This window comes from Caballeronia sp. LZ035 (assembly GCF_031451175.1).
Taxonomy (GTDB): Bacteria; Pseudomonadota; Gammaproteobacteria; order Burkholderiales; family Burkholderiaceae; genus Caballeronia.
In genome coordinates, this window is record NZ_JARUXS010000029.1 from 1 (window position 1) to 991 (window position 991).

At 65.0% G+C, this 991-nt stretch carries 1 protein-coding gene; it reads left to right on the forward strand.

Annotated features, from left to right (window positions below; genetic code table 11):
• The coding region (locus QCE88_RS42225) for a DUF6531 domain-containing protein (RefSeq protein WP_309911928.1) at window positions 1–991 on the forward strand (991 nt) is incomplete at both ends.

Here is a 991-nt window from a genome sequence, read left to right on the forward strand (position 1 = left end):
GTCGCACAACAGTGCGCACACGGAACGCAAGTACCTGTCCTTGCCCACGGCCACGATGCTGCCCATTCCGGCCGATCGTCCCGTGCTGGTGGGCGGCCCAGCCGTGATGAACATGATGGCGGCGGCCGCCGGACTGTTCAGGGCGTTCCGGGGCTCGGCGCTGGCCAAGCGGCTGTTCAAGAACTTCCCGTCGGGCTTCATCAAGTGCGTGATCTTCGACGCGGAGCCAGTCAACTCGGTCACCGGTGAAGTGGTGGTGCAGCAGCACGATTTCACCATCGAAGGGCGCTTGCCGCTGGTGTGGGATCGCTACTACGCGAGTCACGACGAGATCCCGGGAAGCTTGGGCCACGGCTGGCGCAGTCCCGCCGACATTCGGGTGGACTTGCTGCGCGATGAGGGTCACGGGGGTCACGAGACGGTGCAATACAGCGCGGCGGTCACGCTCTCCGATCACGCCACTGCGTTCGATCAGATGCCGCACGAAAGCGGATGGTCGGCGCGGACGATTGACCGCCAGCATGGTCACGCGCTTTATATCGAACATGACGAACTGCGCATTCGTACGCGGGCCGGTCTGGAATACGCGTTCCCGCTGCCGGATGACTGGCGCGCACGCGTGCCTGCCGTGGATCGGGGGCAGACGCTGGGTTTGCCGTTATCCCGGATGGCGGATCTGAATGGCAACGCCTGGCATATCGAGCGGCGCACCGATGCGATTCACGGCGGCGTGTCGATGTGCTTCATCGAATTCGCGGGGAGCCGCGCGACCGGGCGTGAGTTGCGAGCCGCTTCGGGCCGCGTCGCGGGCTGCCTGGGGGCGATCGCGCTGCACGATGCACAAGGTGGCGTGCATCCGCTGGTGACGTATCAGCAGGACGCGCTGGGGAATTTGAGCGCCGTGCTCGATGCGCACGACGCGCCCTACTGTTTCGAGTATGCGCAGCACCAGATGGTGAGGCATACCGACCGCAATGGCCTGTCCTTCTAC